At 58.5% G+C, this 16284-nt stretch carries 17 protein-coding genes; 8 read left to right on the top strand and 9 right to left on the bottom strand.

Annotated features, from left to right (window positions below):
- The 9 genes from ACVBAU_RS04065 to ACVBAU_RS04105 all read right to left on the bottom strand — a co-directional run bounded on the left by ACVBAU_RS04065 (window position 1) and on the right by ACVBAU_RS04105 (window position 9363).
- Window positions 1–2964 (bottom strand): 2-oxoglutarate dehydrogenase E1 component, encoded by a 2964-nt coding sequence (locus ACVBAU_RS04065; RefSeq protein ID WP_138924313.1) that lies wholly within the window; start codon window positions 2962–2964, stop codon window positions 1–3.
- A 77-nt stretch (window positions 2965–3041) separates the two neighbouring features.
- On the bottom strand, window positions 3042–3929 hold the full coding sequence (gene sucD, locus ACVBAU_RS04070) for a succinate--CoA ligase subunit alpha (RefSeq protein WP_093731362.1): 888 nt from the start codon (window positions 3927–3929) through the stop codon (window positions 3042–3044).
- Between the two features lie 43 nt (window positions 3930–3972).
- Window positions 3973–4659: a hypothetical protein gene (locus tag ACVBAU_RS04075; protein ID WP_138924312.1), complete on the bottom strand. Its 687-nt coding sequence runs from the start codon at window positions 4657–4659 to the stop codon at window positions 3973–3975.
- Window positions 4656–5117 (bottom strand): succinyl-CoA synthetase subunit beta, encoded by a 462-nt coding sequence (locus ACVBAU_RS04080; protein ID WP_448328028.1) that lies wholly within the window; start codon window positions 5115–5117, stop codon window positions 4656–4658. The genes ACVBAU_RS04075 and ACVBAU_RS04080 overlap by 4 nt, the downstream gene beginning before the upstream one ends.
- A gap of 91 nt (window positions 5118–5208) precedes the next feature.
- The gene (gene sucC, locus ACVBAU_RS04085; protein WP_093731359.1) at window positions 5209–6402 is read right to left on the bottom strand and encodes an ADP-forming succinate--CoA ligase subunit beta; all 1194 of its coding nucleotides are present in this window, start codon (window positions 6400–6402) and stop codon (window positions 5209–5211) included.
- 281 nt (window positions 6403–6683) lie between these two features.
- Window positions 6684–7721: a MaoC family dehydratase gene (locus ACVBAU_RS04090; RefSeq protein ID WP_448328030.1), complete on the bottom strand. Its 1038-nt coding sequence runs from the start codon at window positions 7719–7721 to the stop codon at window positions 6684–6686.
- A complete protein-coding gene (locus ACVBAU_RS04095; protein WP_005851513.1) occupies window positions 7721–7924 on the bottom strand; it encodes a DUF1737 domain-containing protein in 204 nt (67 codons plus the stop codon). The genes ACVBAU_RS04090 and ACVBAU_RS04095 overlap by 1 nt, the downstream gene beginning before the upstream one ends.
- An 18-nt stretch (window positions 7925–7942) precedes the next feature.
- Entirely contained in the window at window positions 7943–8500 is a 558-nt protein-coding gene (locus tag ACVBAU_RS04100; protein ID WP_448328033.1) for an NnrU family protein, read from the bottom strand.
- Between the two features lie 5 nt (window positions 8501–8505).
- The gene (locus ACVBAU_RS04105) at window positions 8506–9363 is read right to left on the bottom strand and encodes an HpcH/HpaI aldolase/citrate lyase family protein (protein ID WP_448328035.1); all 858 of its coding nucleotides are present in this window, start codon (window positions 9361–9363) and stop codon (window positions 8506–8508) included.
- Window positions 9364–9569: 206 nt separating this feature from the next.
- Here ACVBAU_RS04105 and ACVBAU_RS04110 point away from each other — a divergent pair, with 206 nt between their 5' ends.
- The 8 genes from ACVBAU_RS04110 (at window position 9570) to ACVBAU_RS04145 (ending at window position 16268) form a co-directional block, all read left to right on the top strand.
- A complete protein-coding gene (locus ACVBAU_RS04110; protein WP_448328037.1) occupies window positions 9570–9746 on the top strand; it encodes a hypothetical protein in 177 nt (58 codons plus the stop codon).
- Between the two features lie 120 nt (window positions 9747–9866).
- Window positions 9867–10904, top strand: a complete 1038-nt coding sequence (locus tag ACVBAU_RS04115; protein WP_448328039.1) for a PRC-barrel domain-containing protein — start codon at window positions 9867–9869, stop codon at window positions 10902–10904.
- A 188-nt stretch (window positions 10905–11092) separates the two neighbouring features.
- Window positions 11093–12055 carry a malate dehydrogenase gene (mdh, locus tag ACVBAU_RS04120; protein ID WP_138924306.1) on the top strand — a complete coding sequence of 321 codons (963 nt, stop codon included), beginning with the start codon at window positions 11093–11095 and terminating at the stop codon, window positions 12053–12055.
- Window positions 12056–12429: 374 nt separating this feature from the next.
- Window positions 12430–12813 (top strand): succinate dehydrogenase, cytochrome b556 subunit, encoded by a 384-nt coding sequence (gene sdhC / locus ACVBAU_RS04125; RefSeq protein WP_138924305.1) that lies wholly within the window; start codon window positions 12430–12432, stop codon window positions 12811–12813.
- 11 nt (window positions 12814–12824) lie between these two features.
- On the top strand, window positions 12825–13196 hold the full coding sequence (sdhD, locus tag ACVBAU_RS04130; RefSeq protein WP_448328041.1) for a succinate dehydrogenase, hydrophobic membrane anchor protein: 372 nt from the start codon (window positions 12825–12827) through the stop codon (window positions 13194–13196).
- A 31-nt stretch (window positions 13197–13227) separates the two neighbouring features.
- The gene (sdhA, locus tag ACVBAU_RS04135; RefSeq protein ID WP_138924303.1) at window positions 13228–15033 is read left to right on the top strand and encodes a succinate dehydrogenase flavoprotein subunit; all 1806 of its coding nucleotides are present in this window, start codon (window positions 13228–13230) and stop codon (window positions 15031–15033) included.
- 84 nt (window positions 15034–15117) lie between these two features.
- Window positions 15118–15453: a hypothetical protein gene (locus ACVBAU_RS04140; RefSeq protein WP_138924302.1), complete on the top strand. Its 336-nt coding sequence runs from the start codon at window positions 15118–15120 to the stop codon at window positions 15451–15453.
- 50 nt (window positions 15454–15503) lie between these two features.
- On the top strand, window positions 15504–16268 hold the full coding sequence (locus ACVBAU_RS04145; protein ID WP_448328044.1) for an FkbM family methyltransferase: 765 nt from the start codon (window positions 15504–15506) through the stop codon (window positions 16266–16268).
- Window positions 16269–16284 lie beyond the last annotated feature (16 nt).

Here is a 16284-nt window from a genome sequence, read left to right on the forward strand (position 1 = left end):
TTATTTTCCTTCGATGGTCAGCGCATCGTCAACGAGGGCTGCTTGTTGTGCTTTGTGTTGGGAGGCAAGGCCGGTTGCAGGCGAGGCCGAAGTGGCGCGGCCGACATAGGTCGGACGGGTGTGGGTGGCGTCAATGCGGCCCAGAACCCATTCGATGTTGGGTTCGATAAAGGTCCAGGCCCCTTGGTTCTTGGGCTCTTCCTGACACCATACCATTTCCGCATTCTTAAAGCGTTCCAGCTCTTTTACCGCGGATTGTGCAGGGAACGGATAGAATTGTTCAAAACGCAGCAGGTAGATGTCGTCGATGCCACGCGCGTCGCGTTCTTCCAGCAGGTCGTAGTAAACCTTGCCCGAACACATCACGACGCGTTTGATCTTGTCGTCTGCCGCCAGTGTCGTGTCGGAGTTGCCCTGTTGTGCATCGTCCCACAGGACGCGGTGGAACGAGGAACCGGTTGTGAACTCTTCGGCCTTGCTGACAGCCAGTTTGTGGCGCAGCAGCGATTTCGGCGTCATCAGCATCAGCGGTTTGCGGTAGCTGCGGTGCAACTGGCGGCGCAGCAGGTGGAAGTAGTTCGCAGGCGTGGTGCAGTTGGCCACGATCCAGTTGTCGCCACCACACATGGTCAGGAAGCGTTCCAGACGGGCAGAAGAGTGTTCGGGCCCTTGGCCTTCATAGCCGTGCGGCATCAGGCAAACGAGGCCGGACATGCGCAGCCATTTGCTTTCGCCTGAGCTGATGAACTGGTCGAACATGATCTGCGCGCCGTTGGCAAAGTCGCCGAACTGGGCTTCCCACAGGGTCAGGGCGTTGGGTTCAGCCAGCGAGTAGCCGTATTCAAAGCCCAATACCGCGTATTCCGACAGCATGGAGTCGATGACTTCGTATTCTGCCTGACCTTCGCGGATGTGGTTCAGCGGGTAGTAGCGGTCTTCGTTTTCCTGATTGATCAGGGCCGAGTGCCGCTGAGAGAACGTGCCACGGGAGGAGTCCTGACCGGACAGACGTACCTTGTACCCTTCGGTCAGCAAGGACCCAAAGGCCAGCGCCTCGGCGGTGGCCCAGTCGAAACCTGTACCGGAGTTGAACATCTCGGCTTTGGCATCCAGCAGGCGCGCGACAGTTTTGTGCAGCGGGAACCCGTCGGGTGCGGTGGACAGCGCCTTGCCGACATCGGCCATGGTTTCGGGCGCGATGGCCGTCTTGCCGCGCTGGTATTTCTTTTCTTTCGCCTTATCGAGGTGCGACCACTTGCCATCCAGCCAGTCAGCCTTGTTGGGGCGGTATTCTTTCCCGGCCTCGAATTCGGTGTTCATCTTCGCTTGGAAGGCGGCCTTCATGTCCTCGATTTCGCCTTCGGGGATCAGACCGTCCTTGACCAGCCGCTCGGTATAGAGCGTCAGCGTGGTCTTTTGCTTTTTGATCTTTTTGTACATCACCGGGTTGGTGAACATCGGCTCGTCGCCTTCGTTGTGACCAAAGCGGCGGTAGCAGATGATATCCAGCACCACGTCTTTGTGGAACTTCTGGCGGAATTCGGTGGCCACGCGGGCGGCGTGTACGACCGCTTCGGGATCGTCGCCGTTGACGTGGAAAATCGGTGCCTCGACCACCAGCGCGTTATCGGTGGGGTAGGGGCTGGAGCGGCTGAAATGCGGCGCGGTGGTAAAGCCGATCTGGTTGTTCACCACGATATGCATGGTCCCGCCGGTGCGGTGACCGCGCAGACCCGACAGCGCGAAACATTCGGCTACAACACCCTGACCGGCAAACGCGGCATCGCCGTGCAGCAATATGGGAAGAACGGAGGTGCGTTCCTTGTCGTTCAACTGGTCCTGCTTGGCGCGGACCTTGCCCAGAACAACGGGGTTGACGGCCTCAAGGTGCGAGGGGTTGGCGGTCAGCGACAGGTGGACGGTGTTGCCGTCGAATTCACGGTCAGAGGACGCGCCAAGGTGGTATTTCACATCGCCGGACCCATCGACATCATCGGGTTTAAAGCTGCCACCCTGAAATTCGTTAAAGATCGCGCGATAGGGTTTCTGCATGACGTTTGCCAGCACAGACAGACGGCCGCGGTGCGGCATACCGATGACAACGTCCTGAATGCCCAGCTGACCACCGCGCTTGATGATCTGTTCCATCGCGGGGATCAGGGATTCACCGCCATCAAGGCCGAAGCGCTTGGTGCCCATGTATTTGACGTGCAGGAATTTCTCGAAGCCTTCGGCTTCTACCAGCTTGTTCAGGATGGCCTTGCGGCCATTACGGGTGAACTGGATTTCCTTGCCGTAGCCTTCGATCCGCTCTTTCAGCCAAGCGGCCTGTTCGGGATCAGAGATGTGCATGTATTGCAGCGCGAAGGTGCCGCAGTAGGTGCTTTTGACGATATCGACGATCTGCTTCATGGTCGCGATCTGCAGGCCAAGCACATTGTCGATAAAGATCGGGCGATCCATGTCCTTTGGACCAAAGCCATAGGCGGCAGGGTCCAGTTCGGGGTGGGTGTCGCTGTCGCGCATGCCAAGCGGGTCAAGGTCAGCGGCCAAGTGGCCACGGATACGGTAGGCGCGGATAAGCATCAACGCGCGGATACTGTCGAGCACGGCACGTTGCACCTGCGCATCAGACAGTTCGATCCCCTTGGAGGACGCTTTTTCAGTAATCTTCTGACCGGCGGCTTTTGCTTCGGTCGGGACGGGCCATTGGCCGGTCAGCGCCGCAGTCAGGTCGTCTTGGGGCATGGGGGGCCAGTCGCTGCGTGCCCAGGACGGGCCAGCGGCCTCGGCCTTCACGTCGGCGTGGTCGTCATCCATCGCTTCGAAGAATGCCTGCCATGCGCCATCAACCGCATTGGGGTCGTCTGCATAGCGGGCATACATTGCCTCTAGGTATTCGCCGTTCTGCCCCTCAAGAAAGGAGGTATCGTGGAACTGGGCGTTTTTCGGTTGGTCTGTCATGGCGATACCTCTGATGAGAGCGCGACGTTTAAGTAATAGCGGTCGGGCCTGACGAATGCAGGCCCGACCATCTGGCGTTAGCCGTTGTTGATGGCTTCCTGAACGGCTTCGCCCAAAGTTGCGGGGCTGTCCGCAACGACGATGCCTGCTTCTTTCATGGCTGCGATCTTGGATTCCGCGTCACCTTTGCCGCCTGCGACGATCGCACCGGCGTGGCCCATGCGGCGGCCGGGAGGGGCTGTACGGCCCGCGATGAAACCGGCTGTTGGCTTCCAACGGCCTTTTTTCTTTTCGTCGGCCAGGAACTGTGCCGCTTCTTCTTCGGCGGACCCGCCGATTTCACCGATCATGATGATCGACTGTGTCTCTGGATCGGCCAGGAACATCTCGAGGATATCGATATGCTCGGACCCTTTGATGGGGTCGCCGCCGATACCAACCGCAGTGGATTGGCCGAGGCCAAGATCGGATGTCTGTTTCACAGCCTCGTACGTAAGCGTGCCCGAGCGCGAGACAACCCCGACGGTGCCGCGCTTGTGGATGTGGCCGGGCATGATGCCGATTTTGCAGGCGTCAGGCGTGATCACGCCGGGGCAGTTTGGCCCGATGAGGCGCGACTTGGACCCTTCGAGCGCGCGCTTGACGCGCATCATGTCCAGAACCGGGATGCCTTCGGTGATGCAGATGATCAGTTCCATCTCGGCGTCGATCGCCTCGAGGATCGAATCCGCTGCAAAGGGGGGCGGCACGTAGATGACTGTCGCGTTGGCTTCGGTGACGTGGCGGGCTTCGTGGACAGAGTTGAACACGGGCAGGTCAAGGTGCGTCTGGCCGCCTTTGCCGGGGGTCACACCGCCGACCATTTTGGTACCATAGGCGATGGCCTGTTCGGTGTGGAACGTGCCCTGCGAGCCGGTGAGGCCCTGACAGATCACTTTGGTGTTTTCGTTTACGAGTACGGCCATGTTATGTGCTTTCTTCTCAAGTTCAATTCAGGTGGCGCCGGTCTCAGGGCGCGGTGGAAGGGGCCGCCGCCGCAATGCGCGGCAGTCGGTATGTCAGATAAATCGCAACGGCGAACATCAGCGGGATGCCCAGTTCGCCGACTTCCTCGATGACGTAGGCAAGGTCGATCTGTTCGCGGCCGAGCGTGATGCCAAAGGGTTCCAGCTTGCGGGCCAGCCCGTCGGTCAGCTTGTAGACGACGATGAACAGCAGGCCGATCAGGACAGCCAGCTGCGGTGCCGCGCCTTTTACGACCCCACGGATGAAGCCCCGCGTTTCGCGACGCAACAGGATCAGACCCGCCACGATGATTGTCAGCAGGATGATGCCGGCAATGCCCTTTTCCATCAGGCTGACGCCATCGCTGGAAAACTGGCGCGCTTTCAGCAGGCCTTCGGTGAACGGCTTTTTATCCAAGTCCAGCTCGCGGGCAGCGAACAGGGCCATGAACACCGCAAAGTACCACCGACGCGCAACCGATGCCTTTGGCCACAGCGCGAACATCATCAAGATGCACAGGCCATAGCCGACCACAGACAGCGTCTCGAACGGGCCGCCTTCGGCCAGCAGGGAGCCCTGCATTGGCAAGGGCAGCTGCGCGACAACCGCCATCATTGCGAAAACCAGAAGGGTCATCCCAAGGACGATGGTTTTGCCACCCAAGACGGTGTTTTGCGGGGCTGTAGTCATTGGTTTGCCTCGTTCAGCGGGATCAAGCGTTCGACCCGCGCAAAGGTTTCGACGCCTCGTGCCCCGTCACGGACCCCCGATTGCACCACAGCGATGCGGTTGGGGTTCAGCATAACGGCGGCGCGATAGGTGGCCCCCGTCGTGGTGGGGAACCCTGCGGGGATGTCTACCAGATCAGTCAGGTTTTCCTGTGCCAATCCGGTCGTGATCCCTTGGTGCGCAGCCTGCGGTTCAGCCCCGTCAAAGGACACTTCGCAGCGACGGTCCGTGCCCGCTGTTGCAGCCGCGCCCGTCACCGGAGACTGAGGTGCCGAGGTAAAGGGACGCAGGTCATAGAAATCGACCCGCGCCCCTGTGGTGCCAAGCTGTGCCAGCGCCGTCCAGGCCGTCAGTCGCGGGCTGAAACAATGGTCTGCAAAGGCTTGGGCGATGTCCGCCGCGCGCGTTGTCTGTGCCATAGCGCTACTGGCCGCCCCGAAAGGGACAGCCAGCAACGTGATGGAAAAACAAAAGGCGAGACGATGCATCATCCAAGCTTTCCAGCCAGTTTTAGCCCTTGACCGCTTTCACGATCTTTTGCGCGCCATCTTTCAGGTTGTCCGCAGCGATCACGTCCAGGCCGGAGTTGTTGATGATGGCTTTGCCTTCTTCAACGTTCGTGCCTTCCAGACGGACAACCAGCGGAACCTTCAGACCGACTTCTTTTACGGCTGCAACCACGCCTTCGGCGATGACGTCACAGCGCATGATGCCGCCGAAGATGTTCACCAGGATACCTTTGACCTGCGGGTCGGAGGTGATGATCTTGAACGCTTCGGTCACTTTCTCTTTGGTCGCACCGCCACCAACATCAAGGAAGTTCGCGGGCTCGGCACCGTAGAGCTTAATGATGTCCATTGTGGCCATCGCAAGACCGGCACCGTTCACCATGCAGCCGATTTCACCGTCCAGAGCGATGTAGTTCAGGTCGTACTTTGACGCCTCGAGCTCTTTGGGGTCTTCTTCGGTGGTGTCGCGCAGGTCGGCAATATCGCCGTGGCGATACATTGCGTTGCCGTCAAAGCTGACTTTGGCGTCCAACACTTTCAGGTCGCCGCCGTCGGTGACGATCAGCGGGTTGATTTCAAGCATCTCCATGTCTTTTTCGACGAATGCTTTGAACAGCTGGCCCATCAGGGTGACACACTGTTTGACCTGCTTGCCTTCAAGCCCAAGGGCGAAAGCAACGCGACGGCCGTGGTAGGGCTGGAAGCCCGCGGCGGGGTCTACAGAAAAGCTGATGATTTTTTCAGGAGTGGACTCGGCCACTTCTTCGATGTCCATGCCGCCCTCGGTGGAGCAGACGAACCCGATGCGCGACGTCTGGCGATCCACCAGCAGCGCGAGGTACAATTCGGTTTCGATGCCCGAACCGTCTTCGATGTAGATGCGGTTGACCTGTTTGCCCGCGGGGCCGGTCTGGTGCGTAACCAAGGTGCGGCCCAGCATTTTCTTGGCTTCTTCGGCGGCTTCTTCAACCGATTTGGTCAGGCGTACACCGCCTTTGTCGCCAGCGTCGGCTTCTTTGAAAGAACCCTTGCCGCGGCCACCTGCGTGGATCTGTGCCTTGACGACCCAAAGAGGTCCGTCCATCTCGCCTGCGGCTGTTTTCGCATCTTCGGCTTTCAGCACGACCCGGCCTTCGGATACTGGCGCGCCGTAGCTACGCAAAAGGGCTTTTGCCTGATATTCATGGATGTTCATAAAAAACGGTCCCGTCTTTGTTCCAGTCTAATCGCGGTATACGATTGAGTCTTGATACTCGGTAAACAGTTTTTCGGAGAAATACAGGATTATCCAGAGAAAAGCGACATTTGTGATCACACGAATTTCGCGTGTGATCACAAATTAGCGCTAACGGTGTAAAATCTGCGGAATGTTGCCGATGCAACGGCTGTCGCGCTCGAAATCCCCAAGTTTTAAGGGCCGAACGCGACATATAGTTGTTTGTTTTGCGACCGATCTGGTGTCGTCAAGGGGGCGTCTTACTTGGGAATCAGTGCCCAGTAATCGAGGTCGAGCAGGACATCGGGCAGATATTTGCCGTCTTCGCCCTTCAGCTTGAACGGCTCCCCGCCTTTGGTCGCGACCAGACGCAAGCGCAGCGCGCCGACGCCAGGTTTGTCGGTATCGGCTTTGTCCAGAACCTCGGTCCAGGCGCGGATGGTGTCGCCGGACAGGCAAGGGTTCGCATGGGCCCCGCCGTTCAGCCCGACGATCATTTGCGCATTGGCCAGCCCGTTGAACGACAACGCACGGGCCATCGAAATCACGTGCCCGCCATAAATCAGCCGCGACCCGTCAGGGCGGGCGAAGGTGTCAAAGTGCACTTTCGCCGTGTTCTGCCACAGGCGGGTGGCCAGCATGTGTTCGGCCTCTTCGACAGTAACGCCGTCAACGTGGTCGATCATCTCGCCCACCGTATAGTCGTCCCAGCGGTGCGCTTCGCCCGCGAGGGTAAAGTCATAATTGCTAAAATCGAGCGTTTCGGGGATCGACAGATCGGCAACCGCCAGCGCGTCGGGCAGGTCGGGCACGACCGTTTCGGGGGCAGGCGCATCGACATCGCGTTTGCGCACCATCACCCAGCGGACATATTCCAGCACTTTGGTGTCGTTCTGGTTAAAGCCGGTGGTGCGTACGTAGACGACGCCGGTTTTTCCGTTGGAGTTCTGCTTGAGCCCGATCACTTCGGATTCCGACCGCAGGGTATCGCCGGGCCAGACCGGTGCCAGCCAGCGACCCTGCGCATAGCCAAGGTTGGCGACTGCGTTCAGCGATACATCAGGCACAGTTTTCCCGAACACGATGTGAAAGGTGATCATATCGTCCAGCGGGCTGGCGGGCAGGCCGCAGCTTTGCGCGAACTGGTCAGAGGAATAAAGCGCATGACGCGCAGGATATAGTGCGTGGTATAATGCCCGCTCGCCATCTTTGACGGTGCGCGGCACCGCGTGGTGCAGTGTCTCGCCGACTTTATAGTCCTCGAAGAAGCGCCCTTTGTTGGTTTTTGCCTGTGCCATCAATGCGCCCCTAGTTTTGTATCCGGCGTGTAGGTGCCTTCGACTTCCTTGGTGACGGCCTGACCGCAGCGCATAACATTCGCCGCCGCGTCCCATGTCTGTGTGGGCGTGCCGTATAGTTCCCAACCCTTGTTCAGCGCGTCGGTGACTTTGTGACAAAAGGCGGAAGTGTCCTCTTCGGACAGGAAACGATAGAGTTTCATGGGGGTTCTTTCAGTAACTCAGGAAAAGGGAGAGACGCCAAGCAGGGTGTGGATCGCGGTCACAACAACCAGCATCACCAGCGTAATCACCACAAGGCGGATATAGGTAGCTTTGCCCGCAGGGGCAGGGGGCGTCCAGTTGGGTTCGGCGCGGTTGATCAGGATCACGGACCCGACGGCCCAAGCCAGCATAGAGCCAAACAGCAGGATAGACGCAACATCGCCGTTCACCAGCAAGTGCGCGACCGCCCAGATTTTGACGGCCATCAGCTGCGGGTGGCGGGTTTTCGACGCGGGCCATGCCTTGGCCCCTTTGGCGGCGCTGGACCCGTAGACCCAGAATGCCAGCACCATCAACAGGTTGTTAAGATGCGTCAGGAAGGCCGGAGGCGTCCAGACGGGGATAAACTCGGCCCCGCGGTATCCGATGATGATCAACACCAGCGCCACCACGATGGCGACAGCGATGATGCCTTTGCCCTTTTTACCCATGGCGGCGCGTTGGTCCGGCATGAAGCGACGGAAATAATGGGCACCGACCCATAAGATCAGACCAAGGATCAAAAGCGCCATCATCAAATTCACTCCGTTTGCAGGGCCGCAATTGCGTCCAGTTTTGCCAATGTTTCGCGCGCGGTGGCGACATGCAGGTTTTCAACAATCCGCCCGTCCACAACCGCCACACCCTGACCTGTCGCTTGCATTTCGTCAAACGCTGCAATCTGACGGCGGGCCAGATCGGCCTCGGCCTCGGAAGGGGAGAACGCCTCGTTTGCGACGTCCAGCTGGGCGGGGTGGATCAACGTCTTGCCGTCAAACCCCATGTCACGGCCCTGATCACATTCGACGCGGTGACCTTCGTCGTCCTTGAACGCGTTATGGACACCATCCACAATCGCGATGCCGTTGGCTTTGGCGGCCAGCACACATAGGCCAAGCCCCGTCATCAGCGGCAGCCGGTCCGGGCGCACGCGGGTTTGCAGGTCTTTGTTTAGGTCGTTGGTGCCCATTACCATGCACTGCAATTTCGAATGCGCGCCGATCGCGGCAGCGTTCAGCATAGCGCCGGGCGTTTCCATCATCGCCCAAAGCGGGATGTCGCCGGTGATTTCGGCCAACGCGTCCAGATCGGCAGGGCTGCCGACTTTGGGCAGCAAAATGGCGTCGCATTCCATGTCGACAGCGGCGCGGGCATCGTCGGCCCCCCACTCGGTGTCCAGCCCATTGATGCGGATTACCTTGAACCGGGTGCCATAGCCGCCGTCTTTCAGCGCCTTGGCGAGTGTTTCACGTGCAGCGGTTTTCTCTTCGGGGATTACGGCGTCTTCGAGATCAAAGATAATCGCATCGGCTGGCAGTCCGCGGGCTTTGTCTAACGCACGGTCCTTGGAGCCGGGGATATATAGAACAGAACGCAGGGGGCGGGTGATTTTCGACATTTGCGAGTCTCCAAGAAATAATGTTGCGTGCAGGTCTGCATTTTTAGACGAAAACTTCAAGCTCAAACACGCCGCAGCGCAGCGTCGGATTTTTTGCGGCTTTAACCTGACCTTCAGCTTTCTGCGCCACAAAGACCCGGCAGGATCATGAGGGGTGTCGTCTAGGCTGGCGAAATACGCGTGGTGCCACGTGGAAAGGGGCGAGAATGATAAAGTTTTTTAATCTCATCGGGCTGGCGACGGCCGCGGCGGCGGTGGTCGCGTTGACGCAAGATGTGTCAGCAGCCGTGCTGATGTGTACTGCGGATGATCGAGTGACGATTTTCGTTAGAAATTCTTCTTCGATGGATGATCAACAAACAAAGGGGAATGACGCCATTTGATACGTCATAGATTAATAAATTTGCGAAAAAAGATGCGGAGCGTCGGAACGCAATCGCCTGATCTTGGTTGATATCACAACGGAGTGATTATCACCCGGAACTTCTAAAGGAGTATCATCAATGAAACGTATTCTTGGCACAACCGCAATCATCCTGAGCTTGACTGGCCCCGCATTTGCAGACGCACATTCTGCTGGTTTTGGTACCGTGACAGCGCAAGAAACTGACTTCTTTGCGTCCGACCTGATCGGCATGCGCATCTACAATTCCGAGACCGAAGTCGAAGCGAACTCCACCATCGCTGCTGACGGCGAAAAAGAATGGGACGACATTGGCGAAATCAATGATGTTCTGCTGGATGCCGAAGGCAACGTAAAAGCTGTTATTCTTGGCATTGGTGGCTTCCTCGGCATGGGTGAGCGCGACGTAAGCGTTAATATGGACGAAATCCGCATCGTGACCGAAGAAGGTGACATGGGCGATCGTTTCCTTGTCGTCACCACAAGCAAAGAGATGCTTGAGCAAGCCCCCGTTTTCGAACGTATGGACGACGACGCGGACATGGACAAAGAAGCGAAAGTGGACGCTGACGCCGACATGAAGGCCGATGCTGAAGTTAAAGAAGCAGATGTAGACGCCAACGCCAACGCCAACGCTGACGTCGACACCGAGACCGAAGTTGAAGCAGATGCCGAAGCACTGGCAAACGAAGCTGAAATGGAAGCAAAAGAAGCTGCGGCTGACACCGAAAAGGCCGTTGACGAAGCAACCACCGAGCTGAACGAAGAAGCGAACGACGTTGAAAAAGCCGACATGGACCGCCCCATGCTGACAGCCCCAGCGGTTGAGCGTGAAGGCTATGCCAACGCCACAGTTGACGACCGGAATGCGCTGACCGCAGAAGATCTGGAAGGGTCCTATGTTTACGGTGCTGACGACGAAACTGTTGGTGAAATTGGAGCCTTGGTGATGGGTGACAACGGCGAAGTAAGCCAGGTTGTGATCAACGTAGGTGGTTTCCTGGGCATTGGCGAAAAGCCAGTAGCCGTTACATGGGACGAGCTGCAAATCATGAAGAACGCTGAAGGCGACGACTTCCGCATCTACATCGACAGCAGCGAAGAAGCTCTGGAAGCACAGCCCGAATACAAAGGCTAAGCTTTCGACCCAGCAAACCTCAGCAATAACTTGCTGAAAAGCTGATCAGACGGGATCGTTTCGCAAGAAACGGTCCCGTTTTTTATGACGTTCGCGATGGTGACGTGACGCAGGTTGACGCGCAACTTGCACGGTGCGCCGCATTTCGGTATCCCGAGGCGAAATGTAACCCTGTCGGAGTATACCACATGGCCAGACCCAAGATCGCGCTTATCGGCGCAGGGCAAATCGGGGGCACGCTTGCCCACCTCGCAGCAATCAAAGAACTGGGCGACGTTGTCCTGTTCGATATCGCCGAAGGCATCCCACAGGGTAAAGCCCTCGATATCGCAGAATCAGGCCCATCCGCCAAATTCGACGCGACGATGACCGGCGCGAACGACTATTCCGAAATCGCTGGTGCAGACGTCTGCATCGTCACCGCCGGTGTCGCCCGCAAGCCCGGGATGAGCCGCGATGACCTGCTGGGCATCAACCTCAAGGTTATGAAATCCGTTGGCGAAGGCATCGCAGCCCACGCGCCAGACGCATTCGTTATCTGCATCACCAACCCACTGGACGCTATGGTTTGGGCGCTGCGCGAATTCTCCGGTCTGCCGCACCACAAGGTATGTGGCATGGCTGGCGTTCTTGATTCGGCGCGCTTCCGTCACTTCCTCGCGTCGGAATTCAATGTTTCCATGAAAGACGTTACGGCCTTCGTTCTGGGCGGCCACGGCGACACCATGGTCCCCCTGACGCGCTATTCCACCGTTGCGGGCATCCCTTTGCCTGATCTGGTGAAAATGGGCTGGACCACACAGGACAAACTGGACGCGATCGTTCAGCGCACCCGTGATGGCGGTGCCGAGATTGTTGGCCTGCTAAAGACCGGTTCGGCTTTCTATGCGCCTGCTACTTCGGCAATCGAAATGGCCGAAGCCTATCTGAAAGATCAAAAGCGCGTCCTGCCCTGTGCCGCCTATGTTGATGGTGCCTATGGTCTGGACGGTTTCTATGTCGGCGTGCCCACCGTGATCGGTGCCGGCGGCGTAGAGCGTGTTGTCGAGATTTCTATGAACAAAGACGAGCAGACGATGTTCGACAACTCTGTCAGCGCCGTTAAAGGTCTGGTCGATGCGTGCAAAGGCATCGATGAATCGCTGAAATAATGTGACGGGGCGCAGCGGGCGGGGGCGTAATATCCTCCAGTACCACCCGCTGCGCCCGTTTTTCGATGACAGAGCCGCCGGGACCACCAGTGCCCGAATTGCTCTGCCACTCGGCGTAGATGCCGCTGTTGACCCAACCGCATCTCACAGTTTCCGGATCATTTTCTGGCATTCAGCCCAGCTATATTCACGGTTCTCCGGAGTTGTGATCACACTTTCAAAATTAGTGATCACAAATATCATCAATGTCCGGCGCTAACCGAAGGGTTTCGGCAACTGGGCCAATAAACCGTTGCAAAATCACGCCTCTGGACGTGACAGTGCGGAAAATACCGTTATCTATGACCGTAACCTGACGAGAAAAGGAATCCATCATGGCAGATGTGAACCGGGGCAACCGCCCGCTGTCACCCCACCTGACGATCTATCGCCCGCAACTGACCTCCATGACGTCGATCCTGACGCGCATCACCGGCAACGCAATGCTGATCGCTGCGCTGCTGATCGTATGGTGGTTCCTGGCAGCTGCGACGTCGGCGGATTATTTCGACTTTGTAAACGGTTTCATCACCAGCTGGTTCGGTGACCTGATCATGTTCATGTCGCTGTTGGGGCTGTGGTATCACACGCTAGCCGGCATCCGGCACCTGATCTGGGACAACGGCTATGCGCTGGACATCCCGACGGCTGAAAAGCTGGGCTGGGCCGCGCTGATCGGTTCCGTCGTTTTGACCATCATCACCGCGCTGATCATCTGAGGAATAGACACATGGCTTATTTGACAGACCGCAAACGCGCTATGGGCTTGGGCTCGGCCAAATCGGGCACCGCACATTTCTGGGCGATGAAAGTCAGCTCTGTTGCGCTGCTGATCCTGATCCCCCTGTTCGTTTTCACCTTCGGGTCCGCCCTGGGTGGCACCTACGAAGCGATCATCGCCTACTACAGCAGGCCCTTCCCTGCGATCGTCGCTGCCCTGACGCTGATCGTTGGCTTCAAACATTTTAATGACGGTGTCCAAGTGCTGATCGAGGATTACGTCCACGGGCTGTCGCAGAAAGTTGCGATCATCCTGATGACCTGCCTCAGCTATGGTGCGGCCGCGGTTGGCGTTTTCGCCATCGCCCGCATCGCGCTTTAACACACGCCTACGCTATACCGGAGACCGAGACATGGCTGCATATGAATATGAAACGCATGAATATGATGTCGTTGTCGTGGGGGCTGGCGGTGCTGGCTTGCGTGCGACACTTGGCATGGCCGAGCAGGGGCTGAAGACAGCCTGCGTCACCAAAGTTTTCCCGACCCGTTCGCACACAGTTGCGGCGCAGGGCGGCATCGCGGCGTCCTTGTCCAATATGGGCCCCGACAACTGGCAGTGGCATATGTATGACACCGTTAAGGGGTCGGACTGGCTGGGCGACACGGATGCGATGGAATACCTCGCGCGCGAAGCCCCCAAGGCCGTGTACGAGCTTGAGCACTACGGTGTGCCTTTCTCGCGGACCGAAGCGGGTAAAATCTACCAGCGTCCGTTCGGTGGCCACACCACCGAATTCGGCGAAGGCCCCCCCGTGCAGCGCACCTGTGCTGCAGCCGACCGGACCGGCCACGCGATCCTGCACACGCTTTATGGTCAGTCGCTGAAGCATAATGCTGAATTCTACATCGAATATTTCGCCATTGATCTGATCATGTCAGATGACGGTGTGTGTCAGGGTGTGCTGTGCTGGAAGCTGGATGACGGCACCATGCACCTGTTCAGCGCCAAGATGGTTGTTCTGGCGACAGGTGGTTACGGTCGCGCCTATTTCTCGGCGACATCGGCGCACACCTGCACTGGTGATGGCGGCGGTATGGCGGCACGTGCAGGCCTGCCATTGCAGGATATGGAATTCGTGCAGTTCCACCCCACCGGCATTTATGGCGCGGGTTGCCTGATCACCGAAGGCGCACGTGGCGAAGGCGGGTATTTGACCAACTCCGAAGGCGAACGCTTTATGGAGCGGTATGCCCCCACCTACAAAGACCTTGCCAGCCGTGACGTTGTTTCGCGCTGTATGACGATGGAAATCCGCGAAGGCCGCGGTGTGGGCGAGAACAAAGACCACATCCACCTGCACCTGAACCACCTGCCCAAAGAAACGCTGGATCTGCGTCTGCCGGGGATCTCTGAGTCCGCGCGCATCTTTGCCGGTGTGGACCTGACCAAAGAACCGATCCCGGTTCTGCCGACCGTGCACTACAACATGGGCGGCATCCCCACCAACTATTGGGGCGAAGTGCTGGCACCGACCGACGACGCACCGGACCGCGTGGCACCCGGGCTGATGGCCGTGGGCGAAGCTGGCTGTGCCTCGGTGCACGGCGCTAACCGTTTGGGCTCGAACTCTCTCATCGACCTTGTGGTCTTTGGCCGCGCCGCTGCGATCCGCGCAAAAGATGTCGTCGACGCAGAGGCCCCCGTGCCAACGCCGAACCAGAAATCGGTCGACGCCGCGTTTGAACGCTTTGACAGCCTGCGCTATGCCAAGGGCCAGACCACCACAGCCGAGCTGCGCCTCGAGATGCAGAAAACCATGCAGGCCGACGCCGCCGTTTTCCGCACCGACAAGACGCTGAACGAAGGCAAGGCCAAGATGGATGAAGTCGCGGCCAAGATCGCTGATCTGCACGTGACCGATACATCGCTGGTCTGGAACTCTGACCTGATGGAAACGCTCGAGCTGACCAACCTGATGCCGAACGCCGTGGCCACCATCACCGCCGCTGCCGCACGCAAGGAAAGCCGCGGTGCCCACGCGCACGAGGATTACCCTGATCGTGACGACGCAAACTGGCGCAAGCACAGCCTCGCGTATTTCGACGGCAACAATGCCACGCTCAGCTACCGTGGCGTGCACCTTGATCCGCTGACGACAGAGGCCGAAGGCGGCATCGATATGAAAAAGATCGCACCCAAAGCACGGGTGTATTGATCTTAAACCCTGCTCCCGCTTTTGGGGGCAGGGGACCAAACTGGGGGCTCTTGCCCCCGTCCTGCAAGGCGGAGGGCAGGCGACATGAAACAGTTTATCGCTATGACCATGATCCTGGCCGCGTCTGCTTGTGCGCAAGCAACGCAGCAGGTTGACAGCATCGGCCGCGAAGCCGCCAAAGGGGTCATCACCGAAACCCTTGCCACCCGCTTTCCGCAGGTGCCCAAGCAGCTGATTACGCCGTTTACCAATTGCATCGTCGACAACGCCGACGCCCTAGAGGTGCGCGTTTTCGCCAAATCCGCTGTGATCGGCGTGGATGATACAACCGTCGCCACTGTGCGCTCGGTTCTGTCGCGCCCCGAAACTGTGCAATGTCTGTCGCGCTCTGCCAGCGGCGTCCCGGGGCTTCTGGGCTAATGGGTCACCCGATTGCCACCTCAGATGCGGACGTCGTAGATGCGGGCCATATGGCCGATTTGCGCGCGCAATTCCGAGAGGGCGATACCCATGTGCGCACCCGTATCAAGTCGCAGCTTGGCCCCACAGAGGTTGAGTTTGCCGACATCCGGATGGTGGTGGACCCGCGCGACAATTACACCGAAACCTGCATCTGGCTGAACGAATACCCGCCAGAGATTAAATCGCTGGTCGCCTTGGTCGAACTGGTCGAAGATCGCAACGTGCTGGTTTTTGATATCGGTGCGAACTGCGGTGCGTATTCGATCCCGCTGGCCATGGCTTCGGGCGAAGGGTCGCGCGTCGTTGCGTTCGAACCCAACCCGCTGATGATTGGCCGCCTTGGAATGAACATCGCGCTGAACAATCTGGCCGACAAAGTCCGCATCGAAGGCTGCGCACTGTCCGACCGCGACGGCGAGGCGATGCTGAACTTCCGTGGCCATAACTACGGTCAGGCATCGCTGCTCCCGATCGAGGGTAAGCAACAAAACGGCGGCGTTCTGGTGCCCACCCGGCCCCTGTCCGCCTTTACACACGCCGCACGGCACCACGATGCGGCGATCCTCAAGATTGACGTCGAGGGGGCCGAAGAAGTCGTGCTGAAGCCGATCCTCGCGCAGGGCAAATCCGGCGGCTGGCTGCCCGATGCGATCTTGATAGAGGTCCGCCACGCGGACCAATGGGACACCGACTTGTGTGCAGAAATACTGGCCTGCGGGTACCGCCAAACCCTGCGCGCCGAAGGAAATGCGCTTTACATCCGAAAGACGTAAGCGCCAGAATTGTAAC

Source organism: Sulfitobacter sp. M13, from assembly GCF_053474885.1.

Excerpts from the sequence above, each read along its gene's own strand:
- ACVBAU_RS04065 (WP_138924313.1), bottom strand. The coding sequence starts at position 2,964 with ATGACAGACCAACCGAAAAACGCCCAGTTCCACGATACCTCCTTTCTT.
- sucD (WP_093731362.1), bottom strand. The coding sequence starts at position 3,929 with ATGGCCGTACTCGTAAACGAAAACACCAAAGTGATCTGTCAGGGCCTC.
- ACVBAU_RS04075 (WP_138924312.1), bottom strand. The coding sequence starts at position 4,659 with ATGACTACAGCCCCGCAAAACACCGTCTTGGGTGGCAAAACCATCGTC.
- ACVBAU_RS04080 (WP_448328028.1), bottom strand. The coding sequence starts at position 5,117 with ATGGCACAGACAACGCGCGCGGCGGACATCGCCCAAGCCTTTGCAGAC.
- sucC (WP_093731359.1), bottom strand. The coding sequence starts at position 6,402 with ATGAACATCCATGAATATCAGGCAAAAGCCCTTTTGCGTAGCTACGGC.
- ACVBAU_RS04090 (WP_448328030.1), bottom strand. The coding sequence starts at position 7,721 with ATGGCACAGGCAAAAACCAACAAAGGGCGCTTCTTCGAGGACTATAAA.
- ACVBAU_RS04095 (WP_005851513.1), bottom strand. The coding sequence starts at position 7,924 with ATGAAACTCTATCGTTTCCTGTCCGAAGAGGACACTTCCGCCTTTTGT.
- ACVBAU_RS04100 (WP_448328033.1), bottom strand. The coding sequence starts at position 8,500 with ATGATGGCGCTTTTGATCCTTGGTCTGATCTTATGGGTCGGTGCCCAT.
- ACVBAU_RS04105 (WP_448328035.1), bottom strand. The coding sequence starts at position 9,363 with ATGTCGAAAATCACCCGCCCCCTGCGTTCTGTTCTATATATCCCCGGC.
- ACVBAU_RS04110 (WP_448328037.1), top strand. The coding sequence starts at position 9,570 with ATGATAAAGTTTTTTAATCTCATCGGGCTGGCGACGGCCGCGGCGGCG.
- ACVBAU_RS04115 (WP_448328039.1), top strand. The coding sequence starts at position 9,867 with ATGAAACGTATTCTTGGCACAACCGCAATCATCCTGAGCTTGACTGGC.
- mdh (WP_138924306.1), top strand. The coding sequence starts at position 11,093 with ATGGCCAGACCCAAGATCGCGCTTATCGGCGCAGGGCAAATCGGGGGC.
- sdhC (WP_138924305.1), top strand. The coding sequence starts at position 12,430 with ATGGCAGATGTGAACCGGGGCAACCGCCCGCTGTCACCCCACCTGACG.
- sdhD (WP_448328041.1), top strand. The coding sequence starts at position 12,825 with ATGGCTTATTTGACAGACCGCAAACGCGCTATGGGCTTGGGCTCGGCC.
- sdhA (WP_138924303.1), top strand. The coding sequence starts at position 13,228 with ATGGCTGCATATGAATATGAAACGCATGAATATGATGTCGTTGTCGTG.
- ACVBAU_RS04140 (WP_138924302.1), top strand. The coding sequence starts at position 15,118 with ATGAAACAGTTTATCGCTATGACCATGATCCTGGCCGCGTCTGCTTGT.
- ACVBAU_RS04145 (WP_448328044.1), top strand. The coding sequence starts at position 15,504 with ATGGCCGATTTGCGCGCGCAATTCCGAGAGGGCGATACCCATGTGCGC.